This is a genomic window from Pseudomonas yamanorum, from assembly GCF_013386765.1.
GTDB lineage: Bacteria > Pseudomonadota > Gammaproteobacteria > Pseudomonadales > Pseudomonadaceae > Aquipseudomonas > Aquipseudomonas yamanorum_A.
Genome location: NZ_JACARE010000038.1, coordinates 60,212 through 86,935, shown reverse-complemented (window position 1 = coordinate 86,935; position 26,724 = coordinate 60,212). Strand labels below are relative to the sequence as shown.

Sequence of the window (26,724 nt, the reverse complement as noted above, 5' to 3'; positions counted from 1 at the left end):
AATGAGGGTGTGAGAGGTTTTCATAGGTCCAACCCTAATCGTGGGCAGGAGAGATGGCAAGTAGTCTGAAAAAATTGATAGGAATTCTCCATAAATTGGTATTTATGGCTATTTATTGTCGTTTTAATCAGAGTTTGTTGGTTTTGTTGCGGCGGCGTCCCAAGCTGTGCAATTTAAAAGGGCGGGGTGCTGTCGGCACGATATCCCCGTCGGGATGCGCGATGGTGAGGGGATCCCATCGCGCACCAAACGCACTCAACTGATTTTCTGGAAAATCTGATAGTCCCCGGCCGTATGACCACTCGCTACGCTTCTCCCGGGATCCTTCGGTATTGACGGACCACTGATGGCAATGCTCCCGTTCGATGTCGTCGTCGGGTAAACGCCGATCCCGACGCCACCGGTCAGTTCGGCGAGGCCCGGAATGTTTCGAGCCGTGTTCATATGGGACCTGCCAACCAAGGCCAGTATTTTTTCGCCTGGCTTGCGGTTTTGCAGGATGCGTGTGGCGTAGTAGTTGAACTCCTGCAGGCGGGTAATGCCCTTGTCGTTGTCTGCGACGTCCTTGTAGAAACCGGGCATATCCGATCGTCGGGTCAGGTAGCGATGGTCGAGGGCTTTAATTGTTATGCCATGTTCATGAGCAAGCTGAGTCAGTTCCGAAAGCGTGGGCGATGAGCCGTCCGGCCGTCCACTGCCCATACCCACATCGACGACTCGGCCTGCGGCATCGGTTTCCACATTTTCAAGCGCGATGGTGGTGACACCGGCCTCTTTGAGGGCCTGCATATTCTCTTTGATCAGCTGAAAACTGGCGATTTCGTTGTGAAGCTCGCCAAGTACGACAATGTCACTGGTTTTGTAGGCATCACGAAACAGATCTGCAGGCGATGTATTGGGTGCGAGCGTCAGCCGAGGTGGGCGCGGCGGCATTTGACCGCCTGCGACCATAGACTGGTAGAAACGCTGGGCATCCCGTCTGAACCAATGCCTGGCCACCGGCAGCGCTGCCGGGGTGAAATCGGCCTCGATCAGCCGACCGTTGCTGCGGCTGACATATTCGGTTTCGGGTAGTTGTTTCCCACCTCCCGGCAGTTCATTCAGTCGCCATTCGCCATTTCCTGCAGATTGCACAGAAGCCACTATTTTGCTGCTCCTGGGTGCCGTCGGCGAGGCATTGGGGTCCACGATATTGACCCGCCCGCTGCGTGCGTGAAAGGCTGAATCGATCTGATAGACCTTGTTCTCCCCAGTGTTATCGGTAAAGCGCACATACCAATGCTCGCCGACGTTGTAGGTGCCGTCCGGTCTTAGCGGGCGCCCCTGGATCAGCGTATCCGGCACGGCGTAGCGGCTCAGATCACGGCCTGGACTCGGGAAGGGGGCTGAGCTTGGGGGAACAGTATTCGGGATGCTCGCACCTGGCGTCGGTAGCGGGCTTCCCTGGGACAGTGGGGCTATGGCAATCGAGGGCTTGAGTACTGGCCGCAGTGGCGAGGTGCGAACCAGCGGGATGCCCGTCGCCGACGTCGCAAAATCGGCATAGATCCCACGCACCAGTGTTGGATGCTTGATCAGTTTGGGTATGACCCTGGCGTTGGCGCGTAGCGCCGTTAACCCGGCTTTTCCTAACCGGACGGCTGTGGAAGCGACCTTACCGAGCACCGGCAGCAGGTCCAGGAATATTGTGGCGACTTCAACCCCGAACTGGATCTTGTTGGCGGTCGATTCTGCCGCCACTTCAGCGCTGCTGACTGACTGGTAGTCGGCATTATCCACCAGCAGTTGTACCTGTTGTTTGTACAACGCGTCCTGGGCATCACCCGTGATGGGCGAAAGGGTATTGGTGTCGCCCGTGAGCTTGAGCGTCTTGACGAATGCATCGATGGCAGTGATCGGATTCCGGCTCAGGTTGGTGGCTTGATTCGTGAGCGCGGTCTTGGCTTTATCAACGTCATCTTTACTGACGGGCGACTTTCGGTTCGCGGTGTATAGCCGCCATTCGTTTTTTTCCAGCAGGGTGTCGAGTGCTTGCTGATCCGCCACTTCGCGAAAGGTCACTCCGTCGGGGGCATTGGGCGTATACAGCACCCGCTCCGGGTCCTTGCCATTACCGATAACCATCACGCCCTGCACGGGCAAGCCGCGTTGATGGAGTGCATGGGTAACGATGGCTTGGCCATCGACTGTCGGACGGTTGGCCGGGTCGGGGTAGTCCAGCACAGCCGCGACCCATTGCGCCCCACGTTTGCTGGTTGTGTCTTCTTTCGCTTCAGCGGCGTAGGCAGAAGGATTCAGCTCTGCGAGAAAAGCTTCTTTACGCATTTGGTCGGCCTGGCTGGCCTTCCAGGCTTCGCGCCTGTCACCTGCCGGCCCCGACTCGGCGTCCGGCGCCAGTTCACTCTTCAGCAGGCGGGGGTACTCACCGCCCACATCGGCCCTGTTGACCAGCGCCTTGAGCTGCTCGGTGTCGAGGACGATGGGGTTGCCGCTGGCGTCCAGTATGGGCTTGCCCTGCTTATCCTTCAGCGGCAGCGTCAGGGTGGTCTGTGTAAATGTGGATGTTTCGCCGGCAGCGAACGCGGTGGGGTTTTTCAGGGCCAGGTCGGTCAGCGACAGGTGTATGTTTTTTACGAAAGGCGCTTGAGGGAGACCAGGGCGGCCCGTATGGATACGGGTCTTGGTGTGTGCCAGGACCATCAATTGATCGGCATCCACCTCTGCCGTCGGGTACTGCTGCTTTATCGATGCATTCATCCGGTCCCGGGCGAAAGTGGCCAGGGAGGGTATTGTCTCAATCTGCGGGGTCAGTGCGTTCGCGCTTTTCTCTTCGGCCTGCTCCAGTTGCTCAAAGCGTATTTCCTGGTCCGGGGTGAGGTTTTTCAGCCACTCGGGTTGCAGTTTGTCGGCCAGTTTCTGGTTGCGTGCCTGCATGGCATTGCTGCCATCCAGCAGGTATGACCAGTCGGCAGCCTTATCAATGGCCTGATGTAATGGCGTGGTGGATTGAGCGGATGCAGTGGCAAGGCCCATGTTGATTTCGGCCTGCTGGCGCTTGAGCATGCCGGGCAAGCTTTCGGCCAGCACATCCCCGGCCAGAGGTTCGGCGCTGAGCATCAGGTCGTCCCCGGTGGGTGGGTTCGCCCGGTTTTGCAACGATAGCGGTAGCGTCTGCAACAGCAGGTTGGCGTCTGTTGCGCCTTGATCCAGGCGTAGCGCCAACGTTTCGCGTGCCTGGGCGGGGGTTGCGAATTCTTCGAAGCCTTCGCCGGGTGTATACAGCACGACCGGGCCATTGGCCTCGTCGAGCGCCAGGGATCTGCCTTTGGGCCAGGTCGGCGGGGTGGAGAAGGCCCCGTCAGTCTGGGTGATGAGAAAAGTGCCGGCGAGTAAAGCACCACGCTCGGTGCCGTCATCCAGGGTGAGTGGATACACACCCGGACGGGCGCCGTCGGCAAAGGCTTTCTCCCGTTCGGCGAGCGTGGGGTATTGCAGTGCAGCGTCGATCAGTTGTTTGCCTGCCGGGCTCAGGGTGCCATCACTTGCGCGCAAGGCTGCCAGTGTCGACAGTTGGCGCTTGTGCAGGGTCAACAGCTCGTCCTGCGGCGACTCCAATACCTGCGGGTTTGTTTTTGACGGGCGTGGTGTCGTCCAGAAGGCGAGTGCCGCCTCGGGATATTGCGTGGTGATGCGCTGGGCGATGGTGCTTAACGAGTGGGTTGTGTCGATGAGTTCCGGCGGTTGACTGGCTGTGCGTTGGCTGAATATGCCCGACTGCACGTCGGCGTCTTCGTCAGCGTGCTTGCCGGGCTGGTTCGACAGTTCTGCAATCTTTTTATCCAGAGCCTCCAGAAGGGGTTGCTCGGAGAGTGTTTTGATACTGCCATCGCTCTGGCTGATCCAGCGTTTGAAGGTCAACGTTGCTGGATTGAGATGAGGCTGGTCGGCAAGCATCGCGGCCACTTGTTGCAGTTGGACATCCTTGAAGTTCGGTTGCTGGCCATGCAGCTTTTGCATGGCGAGCGCGAGGGAGTTGTGTTGAGTGAGGAAGGCTTGTTGATCGCCGACGTTGAAGTGTCCCGCGAGCGTTGAGCGTTGCTCCGGTGGTATGCCTGTCGAACCGGGCAACGGGGCAGGCTGGGTGATATTGGCGGCGGACGTCAGTGCGAAGGCGGGCGGCTGGATCGAAGGGGGATGTATCGGCATCACGGTGGGACTAACCATAAACGAAACCTCACAGTATTTGAATGTCGTCGTTACGCTCCTTGTAAGTCAGATGGGTGAGGGTTCACGGTGAGTCGGTTCCTGCTGAAACTGTAAGCAAAGTGCGCTGCACCGATTCGGGTGCAGCGCAGCCGTCAAGGCTGAAACGCCCCGATAAAGATCGCCGGATCAACCCGTGCGTCGTTCAGGCTGATGTTCCAATGCATATGCGGTCCGGTCGCCCGGCCGGTGGAGCCGACCTTGCCCACCACTGCACCGCGTGCCAGTTGCTGGCCCACGCTCACATCTATTTTCGACATATGGCAGAACATGCTGATAAAGCCTTGGCCATGGTCGACAAACACGGTGTTACCGTTGAAGAAGTAGTTGCCGGTAAGAATCACCTTGCCCGCCGCCGGCGTCTTGATCGGCGTTCCTGCGCCCACGGCAAAGTCCAGCCCCGAATGCGGATTACGCTCCTCGCCATTGAAGAAACGTCGTACGCCGAACTTGCTCGACAGCGGCCCGTTCACCGGCTTGTCCAGCAACAGGTTGCTCGGTGTATTCGGGCTGAAACTGCGATACGCCTTGAGCTGGACCGCCAGCTCGCCTTCGATGCGTTTGAGCTGCGCCGGGTCCGGGTTCACCTGGCTTTTGTTCTTCAAGGTGATGTGCTGCTCGGGGTACTTCTTGAAACCCACGATAAAGGGCAGGGTCTGGCTGCCGCTGGTGATGCGCTGGGTGCCGGGTTTTACCGTCAGCGGAATACCGACAATCGCCAGCCAGTTGTTCTGCTCCTTCACCACCAGCACTGGCCGGTTCAGGTAAGTGGCCTTGGGCGCCGTCGCTGAAGGGCCGAGGTCGATCACCGCGACGCCGCCGGGCACCGGCTTGTTCAGCAGCCGGGTGATGTAGCTGTCGGCGTGGGCATTGAAAGTCAGGCACAACAGCATCAACAAACTTAAAAAGCGTGGCATCAATCAATCCAGTAACGAGAGGGTGACGGGCGTCAGGTGGTTGTCTTCCACCCGCACCTGCAATTGGCCTTCACCGAGGCGCGCGGTGAGGCGCTGGCCGGTGTGGGTTTGCGCGGCATTGCGAATCGCCTGGCCGCGTTCGTCCAGCAGGATGCTGTAGCCACGGCCGAGGGTCGCCAGCGGGCTGACCACGTGCAGCGTCTGCACCTGGCTTTGCAGTTGCAGGCGACGGGCCTTGAGGCCTTCGCGCATGGCGCGGGGCAGGCGCTCGGCGAGGCTGTCCAGGCGCTGGCGCAGCAGGGCCAGTTGGCGGCCGGGGTGTTGGCCGGCGAGACGGGTTTCGAGGCGGATCAGGCGTTCGCGTCGAGTATTCAGGCTGCGCTCAAAGGCCCGGCGCAGGCGCATGTCCAGGTCGTCGAGGCGTTGGGCTTGCTGGCGCAGGCGCTCGCCCGGATGACGCAGGCGACGGGCCATGCCTTCCAGGCGCAGGCGGTCGTGCATCAGGCGGTTGCGCATCAGCATCACCAGGCGGCGGTGCAGATTCTCTACCTGGCGAGTCAGGTGACTGGAGTCCGGCGCTAACAGCTCGGCAGCGGCGGAAGGGGTAGGCGCACGCACGTCGGCGACAAAGTCACTGATGGACACATCGGTCTCGTGGCCGACCGCACTGACGATGGGCGTCACGCAGGCGTCCACCGCACGCGCCACGGCTTCTTCGTTGAAACACCAGAGGTCTTCCAGCGAGCCGCCGCCACGAGCCAGGATCAATGCGTCAAAGCCGCGGGCATCGGCCAGCTTCAGGGCGCGGACAATTTGCGCCACGGCCTCACGGCCTTGCACGGCCGTCGGGATCAACGTCAGTTCGACGTTGGGCGCCCGGCGGCGGAATACGCTGATGATGTCGCGAATCACCGCGCCGGTGGGCGAGCTGATAATCCCGATGCGCCGAGGGTGTGCGGGCAGCGGCACCTTGCGCTCGGCACTGAACAAACCTTCGGCGCTGAGTTTTTCCTTCAGCGCATCAAAGGCCAGGCGCAACGCGCCATCACCGGCCGGCTCCACCGTGTCGAGAATCAGCTGATAGTCGCCACGGCCTTCAAACAGCGAGACCTTACCCCGTACCTTCACCGCCAAACCGTCTTTCAACGCCTGGCGCACCCGTGCGGCGTTCTGCCGGAACAGCGCACAACGCACCTGGGCGCCGCTGTCCTTGAGGGTGAAATACACGTGGCCGGAGGCCGGGCGGGCGAGGTTGGAGATCTCGCCTTCAACCCAGATATTGGTGAACACGTCTTCCAGCAACACCCGCGCGCGGCCGTTGAGCTGGCTGACAGTCAGGACTTCGCGGTCCAGGCCCAGACGGGCAAAGGGATCTTTAATCATGGGCGGCAGTTTATAGGCATTCGTGCAGGGTTTGACAGAACTGCTCCACCAGCGCGCTCGGCGTTTGCTGGCAGGCGAGGGCGACGGTGCTTTGGCAATCGGGATCGGCCAGGGGCAAAAAGTGAATGTTGGCCGGCGCGATGTCCTGCATCGATTCCGGCAGCAGGGCAATCCCGAATCCGGCCTGGATCAGCTGCAACTGCGTGGTCTTGCGCGACATCACCCGGGCTGCCTTGGGGAAAAATCCGGCACGCATGCACAACTCGGCTGACAGGTAACTCAGCCCTCCGCGTTGGGGATGAGGGATAGAGATAAACGCTTCGTTTTTTAACTGCGCCAAATCTATACCGGATGTGTGCCCAGCCAACCGATGGTTCGGCGGCACCGCCAATAGCAACCGCTCGCTGTATAAAGGCACGATGCGCACGCCTTCGCGCTGGCGCAACACCGGCAAGCGCAACAGCCCGACCTCCAGCCGCCCATCGGCGATTTCTTCCAACTGCGCTTCGGAGGACAGTTTGGCGATGTCCATTGAAACGCCCGGGCATTGCTCCAGCCAGGCGCCGATGCCGCGCAGCAAGCGGCCACTCATCGGCACTGTGCTCGAATGACTCAGCCGCAGTGTCCCGAGCTGGCCGTTGCCCACCTGTGTCGCCATCTCACTGGCCTTCAGCAGCTCGCCCAGCAGGTTACGTGCCCGCGGATAAAACGCTTCGCCCGCAGCCGTCAGCCTCGGTTGGCGCGCTGTGCGCTCAAACAGCGGCGTTTGCAGCAGGTTTTCCAGCTCCTTGATCTGCCGGCTCAGCGCCGATTGCGCCACAAACAGCCGCTCGGCTGCCGCGCTGAAGCTGCCGCTCTCGGCGATTTCGACGAAGTAACGCAATTGCCGGGTGGAAATCACAAGTCATGCCTTTTCGAGATGAGTGATGGGCTTTGAAGATATTAGTCGCAACCCTCGCCGATGGCTAAAGTGATGGTCATCTTGAATAAGGAAGACTTCATGAGCCCGGTCGAACTGTTGAGTCACTGGTCATTGGGTGGTGTGGACTGGCTGGTGATCGGCGTGGCGATTGCCCTGGCCTATATCGTGTTCGGCATCGCCGGTTTTGGCACCGCGCTGGTAGCGGGGCCGATCCTGATTCTGTTCATGCCGCTGTCGAAGATCATCCCGTTGCTGGTGTTGCTGGATTTTGTCGCGGCTTTCGGCAACCTCCTGCAATCGCGGCGGGATGTGGTGAAGCCGGAATTGCTCAGGTTGCTGCCGTGCATGGCGATTGGCTGCACCCTGGGGGTAATCTTCCTGCTCAACCTGCATTCGGATTTATTGCTGCTGCTGATGGGGCTTTTCATCAGCGCCTACGCGATCTACAGCCTGGCGGTGAAGGTCAAGCCGACGCAGATGGCGGCCGGCTGGGCGATTCCCATGGGTGTGGTCGGCGGATTGTTCGGGGCGTTGTTCGGCAGTGGTGGCTTTTTATATGCGATCTACCTCAACAGCCGCTTGCCCAAGGACGGTGCGCGGGCGACCCAGAGTGCGTTGATCAGCTGCAGCACGGTGGTGCGCCTGAGCCTGTTCCTGATCGCCGGCGTGTACGCCGAGCTACCCTTGTTGATGTTGGCGGTGTGCCTGTTGCCGGCCATGGCGCTCGGGCTGTGGGCGGGGCGGCGGCTGACCCTGCGCATGTCCCGCGAGGCGTTCGTGCGGCTGGTGACCTGGCTGGTGCTGGCCAGCGGCATTGCCTTGATTGCCCGTTACTTGAGTACTTGACCTGTGGGTGTCAGGGATTAAGCTGCCGTGCTCTAGGGCCCCATCGCGGGCAAGCCCGGCTCCCACAGTTGATCGCATTCCAATGTGGGAGCCGGGCTTGCCCGCGATGAGGCCAGAAGCCACACCGCAGGACACCCAGGCACCATGAATTCCCAAAGCATCCTTGTCCCCAAGATCTCCACCTTGCCCGTCCACGAACCCCGCGCCCGGGCGATCGTGCGCTGGCTGGTGCGCAAGAACATCGTCAAGGAAGAACTCACCACCTGCGGGCGCACCGGCAATCGCATGGGCTACGCCCTGGCCGACGGTGCCCGCGCCGTGGTGCTGCACCCCGACGCGCTGCCGTTCAACGAGCCGATCAACGGCCTGGAGATCATCTACAAGCGCTGCATCTACACCCCGGCCAAAGGCTTCCTGGAAGAAGCCGGTTGCCCCGAGTGCCTCAAGGAAGTCGGCGAAGCCCTGTTCGAAAGCCTGGAAGACTGGATGCCCGGCCACACCGACAACTTCACCTGCCCGCTGTGTGGGCATGAAGACGACATCAACGGCTTCCTGTTCCTGCAGGAATGCGGCTTCTCCAACCTGGGATTCATCTTCAATAACTGGGCGGAGGCGGGGTTCAAGCAGAGTTTTATCGACGAATTTGCCGACTGGCTGGACCAGAAGATGAGTTGGGTCAAAGTCGAACTTTAATCCATCTATCAGTATTACCAAGTTTGTCAGAGTTTTACATTGAACCCGAGGGGGTGTCTGACTATAATGGCGCGCTTCCATTTTCCCGCTCGGGAGCCCCCGCGATGCTGCGTATCAGCCAAGAAGCTCTGACATTCGACGACATTCTCCTAGTGCCCGGTTATTCCGAGGTGCTTCCTAACGAAGTCAGTCTCAAGACCCGCCTAACCCGTGGCATCGAGCTGAATATTCCTCTGGTTTCCGCTGCCATGGATACCGTCACTGAAGCCCGTTTGGCAATCGCCATGGCTCAGGAAGGCGGCATCGGCATCATCCACAAGAACATGACCATCGAGCAGCAAGCTGCCGAAGTGCGCAAGGTCAAGCGTTACGAAGCCGGTGTGGTCAAGGACCCGATCACCATCGAGGCCGATGCCACCGTTCGTGACCTGTTCGACCTGACCCGCCTGCACAACATCTCCGGCGTTCCGGTACTGCACGATGGCGACCTGGTCGGCATCGTCACTTCCCGTGACGTGCGTTTCGAGAACCGTCTTGAAGTCACCGTCCGCGAAGTGATGACGCCTAAAGAGCGCCTCGTTACTGTCAAGGAAGGCGCTGACAAGAACGACGTTCGTGAGCTGTTGCACAAGCACCGCATCGAACGCGTACTGATCGTCGACGACAAATTTGCCCTCAAGGGCATGATGACCGTCAACGACATCGAAAAAGCCAAGGCTTACCCGCTGGCCAGCAAGGACGACCAAGGTCGCCTGCGCGTTGGCGCTGCGGTCGGCACCGGCAAGGACACCGGCGAGCGCGTCTCGGCCCTGGTGGCTGCCGGCGTTGACGTGGTGGTGGTCGACACCGCCCACGGTCACTCCAAAGGTGTGATCGACCGCGTGCGTTGGGTCAAAGAGAATTTCCCTGAAGTACAAGTGATCGGCGGCAACATTGCCACCGGCGCTGCCGCCAAGGCACTGGTTGCTGCGGGCGCAGACGCGGTCAAGGTCGGTATCGGCCCTGGCTCGATCTGCACCACCCGTATCGTTGCCGGTGTAGGCGTGCCGCAAATCAGCGCCATCGCCAACGTCGCCGCTGCCCTTGAAGGCACCGGCGTACCGTTGATCGCCGACGGCGGCATCCGTTTCTCCGGTGACCTGTCCAAGGCCATCGTTGCCGGTGCTTCCTGCGTGATGATGGGCTCGATGTTCGCCGGTACCGAAGAAGCGCCGGGCGAGATCGAACTGTTCCAGGGTCGTTCGTACAAGGCTTACCGCGGCATGGGTTCCCTGGGCGCCATGTCCCAGGCTCAAGGTTCTTCCGACCGTTACTTCCAGGACTCCTCAGCGGGCGCCGAGAAGCTGGTACCGGAAGGCATTGAAGGGCGTGTTCCGTACAAGGGCACCCTGAGCGCCATCATCCATCAACTGATGGGCGGCCTGCGTTCCTCGATGGGCTACACCGGCAGCGCCGACATCGAAGAAATGCGCACCAAGCCTGAGTTCGTGCGGATCACCGGTGCCGGCATGGCCGAGTCCCACGTCCACGACGTACAGATCACCAAGGAAGCGCCAAACTACCGCGTAGGTTGATGCTTCCAGCAAAACGTTAAGTAACCGGGGCTGTTCTTCAGCCCCGAGTTGTTTCTGAATTACATAGACGAGACTGACTCCATGGCCCTCGACATTCACGCCCACCGCATCCTGATCCTCGATTTCGGTTCCCAGTACACCCAGCTGATCGCCCGCCGCGTGCGTGAAATCGGCGTGTACTGCGAACTGCATCCGTTCGACATGGACGACGAAGCGATTCGCGAATTCGCTCCAAAAGGCGTCATTCTCGCCGGCGGCCCCGAGTCCGTGCACGAAGCCAACAGCCCGCGTTGCCCGCAGGCAGTGTTTGACCTGGGCGTGCCGGTCTTCGGTATCTGCTACGGCATGCAGACCATGGCCGAGCAACTGGGCGGCAAGGTTGAAGGTTCCGAGCTGCGTGAATTCGGTTACGCTCGTGTCGACGTGGTCGGCAAGAGCCGCCTGCTGGACGGTATCGAAGACCACATCGACGCCGACGGCCTGTTCGGCCTCGACGTGTGGATGAGCCACGGTGACAAGGTCACCAGGATGCCGGAAGACTTCCACATCCTGGCCAGCACCCCGAGCTGCCCGATCGCCGGCATGTTCAACGACGAGCGCGGCTACTACGGCGTGCAGTTCCACCCGGAAGTGACCCACACCAAGCAAGGCGGTCGCATCCTGTCGCGCTTCATCCTCGACATCTGCCAGTGCGAAGCGCTGTGGACCCCGTCGAAAATCGCTGAAGACGCCATCGCCAACATCCGTGCCCAGGTCGGCACCGACAACGTCCTGCTGGGCCTGTCCGGTGGTGTTGACTCCTCCGTGGTCGCGGCCTTGCTGCACAAGGCCATCGGCGACCAACTGACCTGCGTCTTCGTCGACAACGGCCTGCTGCGCCTGCACGAAGGCGAGCAAGTGATGGCCATGTTCGCCGAGAACATGGGCGTCAAGGTGATCCGCGCCAACGCTGAAGACCAGTTCCTGAACAACCTGGCCGGCGAGTCCGACCCGGAGAAGAAGCGCAAGATCATCGGCCGCACCTTCATCGACGTATTCGATGCACAGTCCAACAAACTGGACAACATCAAGTACCTCGCCCAGGGCACCATCTACCCGGACGTGATCGAGTCGGCTGGCGCCAAGAGCGGCAAGGCCCACGTGATCAAGTCCCACCACAACGTGGGTGGCCTGCCTGAGGAAATGAACCTCAAGCTGGTAGAACCGCTGCGCGAACTGTTCAAGGACGAAGTCCGTCGCCTGGGCCTGGAACTCGGCCTGCCGTACGACATGGTCTACCGCCACCCATTCCCGGGCCCGGGCCTGGGCGTGCGGATTCTCGGTGAAGTGAAGAAGGAATACGCCGACCTGCTGCGTCGCGCCGACCACATCTTCATCGAAGAACTGCGTAAGGCCGACTGGTACCACAAGGTCAGCCAGGCGTTCGTGGTGTTCCAGCCAGTCAAGTCGGTTGGCGTGGTCGGCGATGGCCGTCGTTACGCCTGGGTTGTGGCCCTGCGTGCGGTGGAAACCATCGACTTCATGACCGCCCGTTGGGCACACCTGCCGTACGAACTGCTGGAAACCGTCAGCGGTCGTATCATCAATGAGATCGAAGGTATTTCGCGCGTGACTTACGACGTGTCGAGCAAGCCGCCGGCGACGATTGAGTGGGAGTGATCCTGCGGTAGCAGGTGAACGCTGAATAACAAAACCCCGGCCTGGTGCCGGGGTTTTGTGTTTCCGGCGTTTGTTTACCGCCGCGCAATGTCCGAAAAGTAAAACTTATCCAGCGTATGCCGCGACTCGGTGTACTCGAACTGCCGCCCATCCTGCAAAAACGTCTGGTTGCTCACCACGATCACATGGCTTTGCCCATCCAGGTCGAGGTGCAGTTGATCATCCTTGCCTCGCGGCAACGCCTCGATGGTGCGCTGGGCATAGCTGATCTGCAGCTGCAGCGTCTGCTCGATAAACGCATAGATCGACTGCTCGGCAATCGAGCGATCAAGCCCCGGAATCAGGTCGGCGACGAAGTGGTTGATGTCGAGGATCACCCGCTTGCCATCGATGCGCCGCACCCGTTTCACCCGGGTGATCAGGCTGCCGGCTTCGGCCTCGATATGTTGCAGCAGTGCGCCTTCCAGCGGGAATTGGCTGAACTCCACCACTTCGGTGCTGACGTCGTCCCCCAGTGCGGCATGGGTTTCGCGAAAGCTGACAATCCCGCCCAGCTGGAATTCGATGGGGTTGGGTGAGAGCACGAAGGTGCCCTTGCCATGAATCTTTTGCGCGAAGCCGCGCTCCTGCAATTGCTCGATTGCCCGGCGCACCGTGCCACGGCTGGCCTGGTAGGCGTCCATCAGTTCGGTTTCGGAGGGCAGGCGCGTGCCGCGTTGCAGGCGTTCGGTGGTGATGCTGGCAAGCAGATCGGTATAGATCTGGTTGTATTTGCTCATGGAGGAGGGCTCTGTGCCGCGATTGCATTCAAGGCACGAACCTTAGTGGCAGAGGTAAGGTTTGTCCATTCGACCCTTGGATATTCGTGCCTTCTGTAGGAGCGAGCTTGCTCGCGAAGGTCGTTAACGATGACGCGAAAAGCCTGGTACCCAACATCGCCCTCAGGTTCTTCGCGAGCAAGCTCGCTCCTACAGGGAGCAAACAATTTGCAACTCGTACAGACGAGTTGTTGCTTTAACTCGTACAGACGAGTACTTTTGCCCTCGGCGTGCTGCCAATGACCGCCCCCAATAAAAAAAACCAAGTGGATACCAAGCATGAGCCACGACTATCCGAATATTGCCCGCGAGATTCTCGAGAACCTCGGTGGCAGCGACAACCTTGAGCAAGCTGCCCACTGCGTGACCCGCCTGCGCCTGGCCCTCAAGGACCCGAGCCTGGCCAACAGCGGCGCGTTGAATCAGGTCGATCTGGTCAAGGGCTCGTTCTTCACCGGCGGCCTGTTCCAGATCGTGATCGGCCCCGGCGAAGTGGAAAAGGTCTACGCCGCCCTGCGTGAGCAAACGGGCCTCGCCGCGTCGACCATCGCGGACGTGAAGCAAAAAAGCGCCGACAAAATCAACCCCATGCAGCGCCTGGTGCGGGTGTTCTCCGACGTGTTCATGCCGATCCTGCCGGCGCTGATCATTGCCGGCTTGCTCATGGGGGTGAACAACCTGATGGGCGCCAAGGGCATGTTCATCGAGGGCAAGACCCTGCTCGACGCCTATCCGAACCTGGATGGGTTGTGGAGCCTGATCAACCTGATGGCCAACACCTCGTTCGTGTTCCTGCCGGCATTGGTGGGCTGGTCGGCCGCCAAACGTTTTGGCGGCAGTGAAATCCTCGGCATCGTCCTCGGCCTGATGCTGGTGCACCCCGATTTGCTCAACGCCTGGAACTACGGCAAGGCCGTCGCCGGCCTCGATGGCCAGAGCCTGCCGTACTTCGATATTTTCGGCTGGTTCAAGATCGAGAAGGTCGGCTACCAGGGCCAGATCCTGCCGATCCTGCTGGCGGCCTACGTGATGAGCGTGATTGAAAAATGGCTGCGGGCACGGGTGCCGAATGCCATTCAATTGCTGGTGGTGCCGATCACCACCATCGTCGTCACCGGTGTGCTGGCGCTGGCGATCATCGGCCCGGTGACTCGTCACCTCGGCATCCTGATCACCGAAGGCGTGGTCACCCTGTTCGACCTGGCGCCCATGGTCGGCGGCGCGATTTTCGGCCTGCTGTACGCACCGCTGGTGATCACCGGCATGCACCACATGTTCCTCGCGGTGGACCTGCAACTGATCTCCACCCAGGGCGGCACCTTTATCTGGCCGATGATCGTCATGTCCAACCTGGCCCAGGGCAGTGCGGCGCTCGGAGTGTTCTACATGAGCCGCAATGCGCGGGATAAAAGCATGGCCTCGACTTCGGCGATTTCCGCCTACTTCGGCATCACTGAACCGGCGATGTTCGGGGTCAACCTGCGCTTCAAGTTTCCGTTCTATGCGGCCCTGACCGGCTCGGCCCTGGGCAGCATTTTCCTGTCGCTGAACAAGGTCCAGGCCTCGGCCATCGGTGTCGGTGGCTTGCCCGGATTCATCTCGATCATCCCGCAGTACATCCCAAGCTTTGTCATCGGCATGGTGATCGCGATTGTCGTGCCGTTTGTTTTGACCTGTGCATTGAGCATGAAGATCGTGCGGCCTGGATACCGGGTTGCCTGATCTATCGCCATCGCAGGCAAGCCAGCTCCCACAGTTGAAATGCGTTCCCCTGTAGGAGCCGGGCTGCTCGCGATGGGGCCCTCAAGGCCAACACACACCTTATTTGAAGGAACCCACCATGCAAGACTGGCAACACTCGGTGATCTACCAGATCTACCCCAAAAGCTTCCACAGCCACGCGGGTAACGCCACCGGTGACCTGCTGGGCATCGTGGACAAGCTCGATTACCTGAAGTGGCTGGGCGTCGACTGCCTGTGGATCACTCCGTTCCTGCGTTCGCCCCAGCGCGACAACGGCTACGACATCAGCGACTACTACGCCATCGACCCCAGCTACGGGACCATGGCCGATTGCGACCTGCTGATCAGCGAAGCGGCCAAGCGCGGCATCACGCTGATGCTCGACATCGTGGTCAACCACACGTCCATCGAGCACGAGTGGTTCCAGCAGGCCCGCAGCAGCCTCGACAACCCGTACCGCGACTTCTACATCTGGCGCGACCAGCCGAACAACTGGGAATCCAAGTTCGGCGGTTCGGCCTGGGAATACGAGGCGCAAACCGGCCAGTACTTCCTGCACCTGTTCGACCACACCCAGGCTGACTTGAATTGGGACAATCCCAAGGTGCGCGCCGAAGTGTTCAAGCTGATGCGCTTCTGGCGCGACAAGGGCGTGGGCGGTTTCCGCCTGGACGTGATCAACCTGATCTCCAAGCCGGCGGATTTCCCCGAAGACAACACCGACGGTCGGCGCTTCTACACCGACGGCCCGAACGTGCATGAGTACCTGCAGGAAATGCACCGCGAAGTGTTCGAGGGGCATGACCTGATCAACGTCGGCGAGATGTCGTCCACCAGCCTTGAGCACTGCATTCGCTATTCGAATCCAGAGTCGAAAGAGCTGTCGATGACCTTCAACTTTCATCACCTGAAAGTCGATTACCCGAACCTGCAAAAGTGGGTCGCGGCCGACTTCGACTTCTTGCAACTCAAGCAGATTTTGTCTGACTGGCAACTCGGCATGCAGGCCGGTGGCGGCTGGAATGCGTTGTTCTGGTGTAACCACGACCAGCCGCGGGTTGTCTCGCGTTTTGGGGATGACGGCGAGCACCGCGTGGTCTCGGCGAAGATGCTCGCCACCGCGTTGCACTTCCTCCAGGGCACGCCGTTTGTGTACCAGGGCGAAGAGCTGGGCATGACCAATCCGGGCTTCGACACCATCGACCAATACCGGGATGTCGAGACCCTGAACATCTATCGGCTCAAGCGCGAGGCCGGTGAGTCCGAGGCGTCGAGCATGGCCGCGATCATGCAGAAATCCCGGGATAACGGGCGCACGCCGATGCAATGGAATGCCGATAAAAATGCCGGCTTCAGCAGCGGTGAACCGTGGATCGGCATCCCGGCCAACGCGGCGCAGATCAACGTGCAAAGCCAGCTGGATGACCCGCAATCGGTGCTGCATCACTACCGCGCCCTGATCGAATTGCGTCGTCACGAGCCGCTGATCCAGGAAGGTGTTTATCGCCAACTGCTGCCACAGCACACCCAGGTGTGGGCGTACCTGCGGGAAGGGCAGGGCGAGCGTCTGCTGGTGCTGAACAACTTTTACGGCACGCCATGCCAGATCGAACTGCCCGATGGCCTGCTGACGGCGGCCAGCGCGCAACGCCTGCTGATCAGCAACTACCACGACTGCCCACAGCGTTCGAGCCAGGTCTCGCTGCGCCCGTATGAATCGTTTGTGCTGCACCTCAAGGACTGAGACCCGGAACTGCCGTAGCAGCTGTCGAGCACCAGCGAGGCTGCGTCAGGCGCGACTCGATGCCTGCGCCTGACGTGATTGAGGCGCTGCAGCCAACGCAGCCTCGCTGGTGCTCGACAGCTGCTACGGGATACGACGAGTTAAACCCTGCGTGGGAGCGCAGGGCGCTTTGAAAAACATAATAAAAATATCGGAGTGCTTCATGAAAACAACAATAAAGCTGGGCCTCGTTGCATCCTGTCTGACCTTGCCGATGGCCGCCCAGGCCTTGGAATTCGCCGGCTATTTGCGCAGCGGCGCGGGCACTTCAACCGGCAGCGGCAAGCAGCAGTGCTTCCAGTTGCCGGGGGCACAATCGAAGTACCGCCTGGGCAACGAATGCGAGCAGTACGCCGAACTCGAATTGCGCCAGGACCTGCTGACCCTCGACGACGGTTCGGTATTCAGCGTCGATGCCATGGCCTCGCTGTACAACAAGTACGACCGGGCGCTGAAGTTCCAGGGCGAAGACAACGGCTCGGCGCGCATGCCACAGATGTATGCGCAGTGGTCGAACCTGCCCAGCCTCAACGGCGGTTCGCTGTGGGCCGGCCGGCGTTACTACAAACGAAACGACATCCATATCTCCGACTTCTACTACTGGAACCAGAGCGCCACGGGCGGCGGTATCGAGGACGTGAAAATCGGCGATCTGAAATACAGCTACGCGCTTTCCCGCAAGGACAACCTGTACCAGAAGGAATACGCCACCCGTCACGACTTCAACGTGGCCGGCTTCAAGACCAACCCCGGTGGCGAGGTGGAGCTGGGCTTGAGCTACATCGAAAAAGCCGGTGGCCGCGACACCAACAGCGGCTGGGCCATTACCGCCCAGCACGTGCAGAAACCCTTCCTCGGCGGGCGCAACAAGTTCGCGTTGCAGTACGGTGAAGGCCCCGGCACCGGCCTCGGCTACACCGGCGATACGTTCCTCGACAAAAGCAGCAAGAGCTACCGCGCGGTGGAGTTCTTCGACTGGCAAGTGACCCCGCGTTTTGGCGGGCAGATCGAGGCCGTGTACCAGAAAGATATTCGCCCGGGCAGCCAGGATCAGACCTGGATGTCGGTGGGTGTACGCCCGGCCTATGCGATCTCCGAACAGTTCAAACTGGTCACCGAACTCGGTCATGATCAGGTCGAGGCCACCGGTGGCACGCGCAAGCTGAGCAAATTTACCTTCGCCCCGACCTGGTCGCCCAAAGGCCCGGATTTCTGGGCGCGGCCGGAGGTGCGCTTGTATTACACCTACGCGACCTGGAACGAAGCGGCCAAGCGTGCGGCCAATGAACTGGCGGCAGGTTCGGCGTTGTCCGACACCGGCAGCTACGGCAGTGCGTTGCATGGTTCCAACTTTGGTGTGCAAGTCGAATATTGGTGGAAATAACACAATCCCTGTAGGAGCCCGGCTTGCCGGCGATGGCGTCCTTGAAATCATCGCACTATCGACCGACCTCATCGCCGGCAAGCCGGTTCCTAAAGGTGTTTTTTACAGAACAAAACAGCAGGTGAAGTCATGACCACAACCCATTCCCTGGAATTGCTGGCGCCATTGTCCGGGGTGCTGCTCGCCCTGGACCAGGTGCCTGACCCGGTGTTCTCCAGTCGCCTGATCGGCGATGGCCTGTGCATCGATCCGACCTCGCAGACCCTCTGTGCGCCGCTGGCCGGGGTGATCAGCAATATCCAGGACAGTGGTCATGCGGTGAGCATCACCGACGACAATGGCGTCCAGGTGCTGATGCACATCGGCCTGGACACCGTGAATCTGGCGGGCAAGGGCTTCACCCGGCTGGTCGAGGAAGGCCAGCGGGTGGAGGCCGGGCAACCGCTGATTGAATTCGATGCCGACTACGTGGCGCTCAACGCCCGCAGTTTGCTGACCCTGATGCTGGTGGTCAGTGGCGAGCCGTTCAAGCTCTTGACCCCGGAGCAGGGCCTGGTGGACGTGGGGCAACCGCTGTTGCGGGTAACGCCGCCGGCGAGCACGGCAGAGGTCGAGGAAGAGCTGGGCGACGCCCTGTTCTCCAAGCCGCTGACGTTGCCCAATGCCAACGGCCTGCATGCCCGCCCGGCGGCGGTGTTTGCCCAGGCAGCCAAGGGTTTCAACGCGAGCATTTACCTGCACAAGCAAACCCAGAGCGCCAATGCCAAGTCCCTGGTGGCGATCATGGCGTTGCAGACGGTGCAGGGCGATACCTTGCAGGTGAGTGCGGCCGGCGACGATGCCGATGCGGCGATCACGGCTCTGGTTGCCTTGCTGGCAGACGGTTGCGGGGAGACGGTGGCGGCGCAGGTCGAAGGCGAGCCGGTGTTGCCTGAGTCATCGGCGACCTTGCTGCGGGGTGTGTGTGCTTCGCCGGGTTCGGCGTTTGGCCAAGTGGTTCAGGTGGCCGAGCCTGATCTGAATATCACTGAGGCCGGTGCCGGCGAAGCGGTCGAGCGCGCCGCGCTGGAACGTGGCCTGCACGAAGCGACCGAGGCCCTGCAAGCTTTGCAGGCCAAGGCGGTTGGCAGTGCCCAGGCGGAAATTTTCCGCGCTCATCAAGAGCTGCTGGAAGACCCGACGCTGCTGGAACAGGCCCATGAATCACTGGCCCAGGGCAAGAGTGCAGCGTTTGCCTGGAACAGTGCGACAGTCGCCACCGCCACGCTGTTCCAGGGCTTGGGCAACACCTTGCTCGCCGAGCGCGCCGCGGACCTGGCCGACGTTGGCCAACGGGTGCTGAAGCTGATCCTTGGGATCAAGGACAGCGCCTGGGACTTGCCGGAGCAGGCGATCCTGATTGCCGAACAACTCACGCCCTCGCAAACCGCCAGCCTCGATACGCGCAAGGTATTGGGCTTCGTCACCGTGGGCGGCGGGGCTACCAGCCACGTCGCGATCCTCGCCCGTGCCCTGGGCCTGCCGGCGATCTGCGGCGTGCCGGTGCAGGTGCTGGAATTGGTGAACGGCAAACAAGTGCTGCTGGATGCCGACAAGGGCGAGCTGCACCTGGAGCCGAACCTGGACGAGATCGAGCAACTGCAAGCCACCCGCCAACAGCAAGTGCTGCGCCGCCAGCGTGAAGTGGAACAGGCGTCATTGCCCGCCACTACCCGCGACGGTCATCACGTCGAGGTGACGGCTAACGTCGCGTCCCTGCAAGAGGTGGAACAAGCGTTGTCACTGGGCGGCGAAGGCGTCGGTTTGCTGCGCTCCGAATTCCTCTACCTGGATCGCAACCGTGCGCCGAGCCCTGAAGAACAGGCGGGCACCTACAGCGCGATTGCCCGTGCGTTGGGCCCCGAGCGCAATCTGGTGGTGCGCACCCTGGACGTCGGTGGCGACAAGCCGTTGGCCTATGTGCCGATGGACCCGGAGAGCAATCCGTTCCTCGGCCTGCGCGGGATTCGCCTGTGCCTGGAACGCCCGGAACTGCTGCGTGAACAATTCCGCGCGATTCTCGCCAGTGCCGGTTATGCCCGTTTGCATATCATGTTGCCGATGGTCAGCCTGCTCTCCGAGCTGCGCCTCGCGCGGCAGATTCTTGAAGAGGAAGCGCTGGCCCTGGGGCTGACGGAATTGCCGAAACTGGGAATCATGATCGAAGTCCCGTCGGCGGCGCTGATGGCGGATGTGTTTGCGCCGGAGGTGGATTTTTTCTCCATCGGCACCAACGATCTGACCCAATACACCCTGGCCATGGACCGTGATCACCCGCGCCTCGCCAGCCAGGCCGACAGCTTCCACCCGGCGGTACTGCGCCTGATCGCCACCACCGTCAAGGCGGCCCATGCCCATGGCAAGTGGGTGGGTGTGTGCGGCGCGTTGGCGTCTGAAGCGCTGGCGGTGCCGGTGCTGATCGGGTTGGGGGTGGATGAGTTGTCGGTCAGCGTGCCGTTGATCCCGACTATCAAGGCCACCGTGCGCGAGCTGGAGTTGGCGGACTGCCAATCCATCGCCCGCCAGGTGCTGGGCCTGGAAGAAGCGTCGCAGGTGCGCGAGGCGTTGCGCCTGTATCACGCGGCTACCGTTGAAACCTCATTGGTTGTGGAGAACTGACATGTTCGAGAAATTTCAGCGGGCGTTCTGGAAGGCCCTGACGCCGGATTTGATTCTTGAGACGCCGCAGGCGGCTCCGGTGAGCGAATCACTATTGGCACCGGCGGTGTTGGATGCGCTGGGCGGCGCGCAGAACCTCAAGTCGCAGCAGCGGGTGGCACTGACGCGGGTGCGGGTGCAGTTGAAGGATGCGGGGCGGCTGGATGCGCAGGCGTTGAAAGTGGCGGGTGTGCCGGGGGTGATGGTGTTGGCGGGCGGGGTGGTGCACCTGATCACCGGCCTGAACACAGCTCTATAAATCAATGAAGATCAAATGTGGGAGCCGGGCTTGCCCGCGATGGCGGAGTGTCAGCGATACATAGGCTGGCTGACACTCCGCCATCGCGGGCAAGCCCGGCTCCCACAGGGTTTTTGGGTGTTTGGATAATCGTGGATTACAGCTGCGGGGTTTCTTCAGTCGGCTTGGTCTTGTCCACACCCGGCACATGCAGGTTGCCTTCCACCACCTGGTTGCCTTCCAGCTGCGGCTGCGTCACCCACGTCAGGATGTCGTAGTAGCGCCGGATGTTCGCCACAAAATGCACTGGCTCACCGCCTCGCGCATACCCATAACGCGTCTTGCTGTACCACTGCTTCTGCGCCAGGCGCGGTAGCATCTTCTTCACATCCAGCCACTTGTTCGGGTTCAGGCCTTCTTTCTTCGCCAGAATGCGCGCGTCATCCAAATGGCCGGTGCCGACGTTGTACGCCGCCAGGGCAAACCAGGTGCGGTCCGGCTCGGCAATCTTGTCGTCCAGCTCATCCTTGATCTTGGCCAGGTACTTGGCGCCGCCCATGATGCTTTGCTTGGCGTCCAGGCGGTTGGACACGCCCATGGCTTGCGCGGTGTTCTGGGTCAGCATCATCAGGCCGCGCACGCCGGTCTTGGAGGTGACCGCCGGCTGCCAGAGTGATTCCTGATAACCGATAGCGGCCAACAGGCGCCAGTCGACCTTTTCTTCCTTGGCGTAGGCCCGGAAGTGTTTCTCATATTTGGGCAGGCGCTGCTGCAAATGCTGGGCGAAGGTGTAGGCGCCGACATAACCGAGTACATCGACGTGTCCGTAATATCGGTCTTTCAGGCGTTGCAGGGTGCCGTTCTTTTCAACCTTGTCGAGGTAGTTGTTGACCTCGTTGAGCAGGCTGTTGTCATCGCCCGCCGCCACCGCCCAGGCCTGATTGCTGGCGTCGCCCAAGTCGAAGGCCACCCGCACGTTGGGGAAGTACACCTGGTTCATCGCCACTTCGTTGGAGTCGACGAGGGTCAGGTCGATCTGGCCTTCGTCCACCATACGCAGCAGGTCGACCACCTCAACGGCGTCGGACTCTTCGTATTCAATCCCGGGAAACTGCTTTTTCAGCGCTGCGAGTTGCTCGGCGTGGGTGCTGCCCTTGAGCACCATGATCTTCTTGCCCACCAAATCTGCCGCGGTGGTCGGGCGGGACTGGCCGTTGCGGTAGATGATCTGCGGGGTGACTTCCAGGTACGGATGGGAGAAGCGCACCTCTTGGCGGCGCTGCTCGCTGCTCACCAGGCCGGCGGCGGCCAGCACCGGGCCGTTGGGCTTGCCGATCTGGGAGAACAGGTCATCCAGATTGTCGGCGGTCTGGATCTCCAGCTTTACACCCAGGTCGTCGGCGAAGCGCTTGACCAGTTCGTATTCGAAACCGGTTTCACCGTTTCGGTCCTGGAAATAAGTGGCCGGGCTGTTTCGGGTAACCACCCGCAATACGCCATCCTCCTTGATTCGCTCGAGCGTGTTGGGTTTATCCACACAGGCGCTGAGCAGCAGGAAGAGTCCGGTGACGAAGAGCCATTTGGCGCCTCGCGGGCGTAAAGCAGTAGGGGAGAACATCTGCGCAGTATACGCAAAGGACCCTCGGCGCCATATCTCGACAGCGGGGCACTTGTCTGCTAGCGCCCGTAAACCTTGGCTGCAGCCCGCAGAAACGGGGCCTGGCAGCCGATTGTGACGGTTAAAATAACTGCCCAAAACAGCGGGTATGGCCATCTGATATCGTGCGATTTATGCCAACTGACGTCCGGCTGCGGCCACTGGTGCCGTTTCGGGTGCCGTTGGCGACGGTTTACGCTAGAATGCACGGCCTCAAAGCACACCCCCTTCCCGAGGCTGTCCCGAAGATGTTGATCCTGCGCGGCGCTCCTGCCCTTTCTGCCTTTCGCCACAGCAAACTCCTTGAGCAACTGAGGCAGAAGGTACCTTCTGTCAGTGGCTTGTATGCTGAATTTGCTCACTTCGCCGACGTTAACGGCGTTTTGACCGCCGACGAACAGCAAGTGCTGGCGCGCCTTCTGAAGTACGGTCCCAGCGTTCCAGTTCAAGAGCCTCACGGCCGCTTGTTCCTGGTTTTGCCACGGTTCGGCACCATCTCGCCCTGGTCGAGCAAGGCCAGCGACATCGCCCGCAACTGCGGCCTGGAAAAAATCCAGCGCCTGGAACGCGGGATTGCCTTCTATGTAGCCGGCCAGTTCAGCGACGCCGAGGCCGAGCTGATCGCCAGCAGCCTGCACGACCGCATGACCCAGATCATCGTCAGCCAGCTGGAACAGGCCGCCGGTCTGTTCAGCCACGCCGAGCCCAAGCCGCTGACCGCGATTGACGTGCTCGGTGGCGGTCGCGCCGCGTTGGAAACCGCCAACACCGAACTGGGCCTGGCCCTCGCCGAAGACGAAATTGACTACCTGGTCAACGCCTTCATCGGTCTGAAGCGCAACCCCCACGACATCGAACTGATGATGTTCGCCCAGGCGAACTCCGAGCACTGCCGTCACAAGATCTTCAACGCCAGTTGGGACATCGACGGCCAGAGCCAGGAAAAAAGCCTGTTCGGCATGATCAAGAACACCTACGTGATGCACAGCGAAGGCGTTCTGTCGGCTTATAAAGACAACGCCTCGGTGATCGTCGGCAGCGTCGCCGGCCGCTTCTTCCCGGACCCTGAAACCCGCCAGTACGGTGCGGTGCAGGAGCCGGTGCACATCCTGATGAAAGTCGAGACCCACAACCACCCGACCGCGATTGCCCCGTTCCCGGGTGCAGCCACCGGTTCCGGCGGCGAGATTCGCGACGAAGGTGCAACCGGTCGTGGCGCCAAGCCAAAGGCCGGCCTCACTGGCTTCACCGTATCCAACCTGCAGATCCCGGGCTTCGAACAGCCGTGGGAAGTGCCGTACGGCAAGCCTGAGCGCATCGTCACCGCGCTGGACATCATGATCGAAGGCCCGCTGGGCGGCGCTGCATTCAACAACGAATTCGGGCGTCCGGCCCTGACCGGCTACTTCCGTACCTTCGAACAGTCCATCACCACCCCCCGTGGCGATGAAGTGCGCGGTTACCACAAGCCGATCATGTTGGCCGGCGGCATGGGCAACATCCGCGCCGAACACGTACAGAAAGGCGAGATTCTGGTCGGCTCCAAGCTGATCGTCCTCGGCGGCCCGGCCATGTTGATCGGCCTGGGCGGCGGCGCCGCTTCCTCCATGGCCACCGGCACCAGCTCGGCAGACCTGGACTTCGCGTCCGTACAGCGTGAAAACCCTGAGATGGAACGCCGTTGCCAGGAAGTCATCGACCGTTGCTGGCAGCTGGGTGACAAGAACCCGATCAGCTTCATCCACGACGTGGGCGCGGGCGGCTTGTCCAACGCCTTCCCCGAGCTGGTCAACGATGGCGACCGTGGCGGCCGCTTCGAACTGCGCAACATTCCAAACGACGAGCCGGGCATGGCCCCGCACGAAATCTGGAGCAACGAATCCCAGGAGCGTTACGTTCTGGCGGTAGGTCCTGCGGACTTCGAACGCTTCCAGGCGATCTGCGAGCGCGAGCGTTGCCCGTTTGCCGTAGTCGGCGAAGCCACTGCCGAGCCGCAACTGACGGTCACCGACAGCCACTTCGGCAACAGCCCGGTGGACATGCCGCTGGAAGTGCTGCTGGGCAAAGCCCCGCGCATGCACCGTTCGGCCGTGCGCGAAAACGAACTGGGCGACGATTTCGATCCGTCCACCCTGGCCATTGCCGACTGCGTGGAGCGCGTCCTGCACCACCCGGCCGTTGCCAGCAAAAGCTTCCTGATCACCATCGGCGACCGTACCATCACCGGCCTGGTTGCCCGTGATCAAATGGTCGGCCCGTGGCAGGTTCCGGTGGCTGACGTTGCCGTCACCGCCACCAGCTTCGACGTGTACACCGGTGAAGCCATGGCCATGGGCGAGCGTACTCCGCTGGCGCTGCTGGACGCTCCGGCGTCGGGCCGCATGGCCATCGGCGAAACCCTGACCAACATCGCCGCATCGCGCATCGCCAAGATCTCCGACATCAAGCTGTCGGCCAACTGGATGTCTGCTGCCGGTCACCCGGGTGAAGATGCGCGCCTGTACGACACCGTGAAAGCGGTCGGCATGGAGCTGTGCCCTGAGCTGGGCATCACCATTCCGGTGGGCAAGGACTCCATGTCCATGGCCACCCGCTGGAACGATGAAGGCGTGGACAAGAGCGTTACTTCGCCGCTGTCGCTGATCGTCACCGGTTTCGCGCCAGTGACCGACATTCGCCAGACCCTGACCCCGCAACTGCGCATGGACAAGGGCACCACCGACCTGATCCTGATCGACCTCGGTCGCGGCCAGAACCGCATGGGCGCCTCGATCCTCGCCCAGGTGCATGGCAAGCTCGGCAAGCAGGCTCCGGACGTCGACGACGCCGAAGACCTGAAAGCTTTCTTCGCAGTGATCCAGGGCCTGAACGCCGACGGTCACCTGCTGGCTTACCACGACCGTTCCGACGGTGGTTTGCTGACCAGCGCCGTGGAAATGGCCTTCGCCGGTCACTGCGGCCTGAGCCTGAACCTCGACGGCCTGGCGGAAACTTCCGCCGACATCGCCGCAATCCTGTTCAACGAAGAGTTGGGCGCCGTGATCCAGGTTCGCCAGGACGCAACGCCAGACGTACTCGCACAGTTCAGCGCCGCTGGCCTGGGCGACTGCGTGGCCGTGGTTGGCCAGCCGATCAACAACGGTGAAATCAACATCGTCTTCAACGGCGAAACCGTGTTTGAAGGCCAGCGCCGCCTGCTGCAACGCCAGTGGGCCGAGACCAGCTACCAGATCCAGCGCCTGCGTGACAACGCCGACTGCGCCGAGCAGGAATTCGACGTCATCCTGGAAGAAGACAACCCGGGCCTGAGCACCAAGCTCAGCTTCGACGTCAACCAGGACATCGCTGCGCCTTACATCAAGAAAGGCATCCGCCCACAAGTTGCCGTACTGCGTGAGCAGGGCGTCAACGGCCAGGTGGAAATGGCGGCCGCGTTCGACCGTGCCGGCTTCAATGCGATCGACGTGCACATGAGCGACATCCTCGCCGGTCGTGTCGACCTCAACGAGTTCAAGGGCCTCGTAGCCTGCGGCGGTTTCTCCTACGGCGACGTGCTGGGTGCCGGTGAGGGCTGGGCCAAGTCGGCGCTGTTCAACAGCCGTGCCCGCGACGCGTTCCAGGGCTTCTTCGAGCGCAACGACAGCTTCACCCTGGGTGTGTGCAACGGTTGCCAGATGATGTCCAACCTCAGCGAACTGATCCCGGGCAGCGAGTTCTGGCCGCACTTCGTGCGTAACCGTTCCGAGCAGTTCGAAGCCCGTGTTGCGATGGTGCAGGTGCAGGAATCCAACTCGATCTTCCTGCAGGGCATGGCCGGTTCGCGCATGCCGATCGCCATCGCCCACGGTGAAGGTCATGCCGAGTTCTCCAGCGAAGAAGCACTGCTGGAAGCCGACCTGTCCGGTACCGTGGCCCTGCGTTTCGTCGACAACCACGGCAAGGTCACCGAAGGCTACCCGGCCAACCCGAACGGCTCGCCGCGCGGGATCACCGGGCTGACCAGCCGCGACGGTCGCGTGACCATCATGATGCCGCACCCGGAGCGCGTATTCCGCGCCGTGCAGAACTCGTGGCGCCCGGAAGAGTGGAACGAAGACGGCGCGTGGATGCGCATGTTCCGTAACGCTCGTGTGTGGGTGAACTAAGA

At 61.3% G+C, this 26,724-nt stretch carries 16 protein-coding genes; 10 read left to right on the top strand and 6 right to left on the bottom strand.

Translation table 11 applies throughout. The features are described from left to right. Nucleotides 1-255: 255 nt before the first annotated feature. From HX875_RS26120 to HX875_RS26105, 4 genes are all read right to left on the bottom strand, one after another. Entirely contained in the window at nucleotides 256-4,224 is a 3,969-nt protein-coding gene (locus HX875_RS26120) for a membrane-targeted effector domain-containing toxin (RefSeq protein ID WP_177047036.1), read from the bottom strand. Between the two features lie 134 nt (nucleotides 4,225-4,358). Continuing rightward, nucleotides 4,359-5,180, bottom strand: a complete 822-nt coding sequence (locus HX875_RS26115; RefSeq protein ID WP_177047034.1) for a peptidoglycan DD-metalloendopeptidase family protein — start codon at nucleotides 5,178-5,180, stop codon at nucleotides 4,359-4,361. Between the two features lie 3 nt (nucleotides 5,181-5,183). Continuing rightward, a complete protein-coding gene (xseA, locus tag HX875_RS26110) occupies nucleotides 5,184-6,563 on the bottom strand; it encodes an exodeoxyribonuclease VII large subunit (protein WP_177047032.1) in 1,380 nt (459 codons plus the stop codon). Nucleotides 6,564-6,573: 10 nt separating this feature from the next. After that, the gene (locus HX875_RS26105) at nucleotides 6,574-7,464 is read right to left on the bottom strand and encodes a LysR family transcriptional regulator (protein WP_177047030.1); all 891 of its coding nucleotides are present in this window, start codon (nucleotides 7,462-7,464) and stop codon (nucleotides 6,574-6,576) included. Nucleotides 7,465-7,563: 99 nt separating this feature from the next. On the opposite strand from HX875_RS26105, the gene HX875_RS26100 reads away from it, so the two are divergent. The 4 genes from HX875_RS26100 to guaA all read left to right on the top strand — a co-directional run bounded on the left by HX875_RS26100 (nucleotide 7,564) and on the right by guaA (nucleotide 12,257). After that, nucleotides 7,564-8,331: a sulfite exporter TauE/SafE family protein gene (locus HX875_RS26100; protein WP_177047028.1), complete on the top strand. Its 768-nt coding sequence runs from the start codon at nucleotides 7,564-7,566 to the stop codon at nucleotides 8,329-8,331. A 144-nt stretch (nucleotides 8,332-8,475) separates the two neighbouring features. Beyond that, nucleotides 8,476-9,024, top strand: coding sequence for a hypothetical protein (locus tag HX875_RS26095; protein ID WP_003209647.1), 549 nt, complete (start codon nucleotides 8,476-8,478; stop codon nucleotides 9,022-9,024). Nucleotides 9,025-9,128: 104 nt separating this feature from the next. Next, a complete protein-coding gene (gene guaB, locus HX875_RS26090) occupies nucleotides 9,129-10,598 on the top strand; it encodes an IMP dehydrogenase (protein WP_010176852.1) in 1,470 nt (489 codons plus the stop codon). An 81-nt stretch (nucleotides 10,599-10,679) separates the two neighbouring features. Then, the gene (gene guaA / locus HX875_RS26085) at nucleotides 10,680-12,257 is read left to right on the top strand and encodes a glutamine-hydrolyzing GMP synthase (protein ID WP_155581705.1); all 1,578 of its coding nucleotides are present in this window, start codon (nucleotides 10,680-10,682) and stop codon (nucleotides 12,255-12,257) included. 74 nt (nucleotides 12,258-12,331) lie between these two features. On the opposite strand, the gene treR is transcribed toward guaA, so the two are convergent. Next, nucleotides 12,332-13,036, bottom strand: coding sequence for a trehalose operon repressor (treR, locus tag HX875_RS26080; RefSeq protein ID WP_177047026.1), 705 nt, complete (start codon nucleotides 13,034-13,036; stop codon nucleotides 12,332-12,334). A gap of 318 nt (nucleotides 13,037-13,354) precedes the next feature. Here treR and treP point away from each other — a divergent pair, with 318 nt between their 5' ends. From treP to HX875_RS26055, 5 genes are all read left to right on the top strand, one after another. After that, complete coding sequence (gene treP / locus HX875_RS26075; protein WP_177047024.1) at nucleotides 13,355-14,797, top strand: PTS system trehalose-specific EIIBC component; 1,443 nt, start codon at nucleotides 13,355-13,357, stop codon at nucleotides 14,795-14,797. A gap of 118 nt (nucleotides 14,798-14,915) precedes the next feature. Beyond that, nucleotides 14,916-16,562: an alpha,alpha-phosphotrehalase gene (gene treC, locus HX875_RS26070; RefSeq protein ID WP_177047017.1), complete on the top strand. Its 1,647-nt coding sequence runs from the start codon at nucleotides 14,916-14,918 to the stop codon at nucleotides 16,560-16,562. Nucleotides 16,563-16,764: 202 nt separating this feature from the next. Next, a complete protein-coding gene (locus HX875_RS26065) occupies nucleotides 16,765-17,985 on the top strand; it encodes a maltoporin (protein WP_177047015.1) in 1,221 nt (406 codons plus the stop codon). A 129-nt stretch (nucleotides 17,986-18,114) separates the two neighbouring features. After that, entirely contained in the window at nucleotides 18,115-20,643 is a 2,529-nt protein-coding gene (gene ptsP / locus HX875_RS26060) for a phosphoenolpyruvate--protein phosphotransferase (RefSeq protein ID WP_177047013.1), read from the top strand. A gap of 1 nt (nucleotide 20,644) precedes the next feature. Continuing rightward, on the top strand, nucleotides 20,645-20,941 hold the full coding sequence (locus tag HX875_RS26055) for a PTS transporter subunit EIIB (RefSeq protein ID WP_177047011.1): 297 nt from the start codon (nucleotides 20,645-20,647) through the stop codon (nucleotides 20,939-20,941). A gap of 136 nt (nucleotides 20,942-21,077) precedes the next feature. Here HX875_RS26055 and mltF read toward each other — a convergent pair whose 3' ends face one another. Further along, complete coding sequence (mltF, locus tag HX875_RS26050) at nucleotides 21,078-22,538, bottom strand: membrane-bound lytic murein transglycosylase MltF (RefSeq protein WP_177047009.1); 1,461 nt, start codon at nucleotides 22,536-22,538, stop codon at nucleotides 21,078-21,080. Nucleotides 22,539-22,825: 287 nt separating this feature from the next. On the opposite strand from mltF, the gene purL reads away from it, so the two are divergent. Next, the gene (purL, locus tag HX875_RS26045; protein WP_177047272.1) at nucleotides 22,826-26,722 is read left to right on the top strand and encodes a phosphoribosylformylglycinamidine synthase; all 3,897 of its coding nucleotides are present in this window, start codon (nucleotides 22,826-22,828) and stop codon (nucleotides 26,720-26,722) included. Nucleotides 26,723-26,724 lie beyond the last annotated feature (2 nt).

Excerpts from the sequence above, each read along its gene's own strand:
- HX875_RS26120 (WP_177047036.1), bottom strand. The coding sequence starts at position 4,224 with ATGGTTAGTCCCACCGTGATGCCGATACATCCCCCTTCGATCCAGCCG.
- HX875_RS26115 (WP_177047034.1), bottom strand. The coding sequence starts at position 5,180 with ATGCCACGCTTTTTAAGTTTGTTGATGCTGTTGTGCCTGACTTTCAAT.
- xseA (WP_177047032.1), bottom strand. The coding sequence starts at position 6,563 with ATGATTAAAGATCCCTTTGCCCGTCTGGGCCTGGACCGCGAAGTCCTG.
- HX875_RS26100 (WP_177047028.1), top strand. The coding sequence starts at position 7,564 with ATGAGCCCGGTCGAACTGTTGAGTCACTGGTCATTGGGTGGTGTGGAC.
- HX875_RS26095 (WP_003209647.1), top strand. The coding sequence starts at position 8,476 with ATGAATTCCCAAAGCATCCTTGTCCCCAAGATCTCCACCTTGCCCGTC.
- guaB (WP_010176852.1), top strand. The coding sequence starts at position 9,129 with ATGCTGCGTATCAGCCAAGAAGCTCTGACATTCGACGACATTCTCCTA.
- guaA (WP_155581705.1), top strand. The coding sequence starts at position 10,680 with ATGGCCCTCGACATTCACGCCCACCGCATCCTGATCCTCGATTTCGGT.
- treR (WP_177047026.1), bottom strand. The coding sequence starts at position 13,036 with ATGAGCAAATACAACCAGATCTATACCGATCTGCTTGCCAGCATCACC.
- treP (WP_177047024.1), top strand. The coding sequence starts at position 13,355 with ATGAGCCACGACTATCCGAATATTGCCCGCGAGATTCTCGAGAACCTC.
- treC (WP_177047017.1), top strand. The coding sequence starts at position 14,916 with ATGCAAGACTGGCAACACTCGGTGATCTACCAGATCTACCCCAAAAGC.
- HX875_RS26065 (WP_177047015.1), top strand. The coding sequence starts at position 16,765 with ATGAAAACAACAATAAAGCTGGGCCTCGTTGCATCCTGTCTGACCTTG.
- ptsP (WP_177047013.1), top strand. The coding sequence starts at position 18,115 with ATGACCACAACCCATTCCCTGGAATTGCTGGCGCCATTGTCCGGGGTG.
- HX875_RS26055 (WP_177047011.1), top strand. The coding sequence starts at position 20,645 with ATGTTCGAGAAATTTCAGCGGGCGTTCTGGAAGGCCCTGACGCCGGAT.
- mltF (WP_177047009.1), bottom strand. The coding sequence starts at position 22,538 with ATGTTCTCCCCTACTGCTTTACGCCCGCGAGGCGCCAAATGGCTCTTC.
- purL (WP_177047272.1), top strand. The coding sequence starts at position 22,826 with ATGTTGATCCTGCGCGGCGCTCCTGCCCTTTCTGCCTTTCGCCACAGC.